1 pseudogene is annotated in these 298 nt (G+C 50.7%); it reads left to right on the top strand.

The window, feature by feature from the left end:
- Positions 1 to 298: pseudogene (locus tag AB4585_RS28685) on the top strand (2-oxoglutarate dehydrogenase E1 component); the annotation flags it as partial.

The following is a 298-nucleotide window of genomic DNA, read 5'->3' as shown; positions in this document are numbered from 1 at the left end:
GAACAGAACATGCAGGTTGTTGTGCCATCGACCCCTGCGCAGGTGTATCACATGCTGCGTCGTCAGGTAGTGCGCCCAATGCGTCGTCCTCTTATTGTGATGTCACCTAAGTCGCTATTGCGTCACCCGCAGTGTGTGTCGTCTCTAGAAGACCTAGCGGAAGGAACCTTCCAATCGGTGATTCCTGAGGTGGATGAGTTAGATAACGCTAAGGTACGCCGCGTTGTATTCTGTTCGGGTAAGGTTTACTTCGACTTACTAGAAGAGAGACGTAAGCGTGAGTTTGATGATGTAGCGA

This window comes from Vibrio sp. 10N.222.49.C9 (genome assembly GCF_041474985.1).
GTDB lineage: Bacteria > Pseudomonadota > Gammaproteobacteria > Enterobacterales > Vibrionaceae > Vibrio > Vibrio crassostreae_C.
This window is presented reverse-complemented; position numbering and strand designations above follow the sequence as displayed.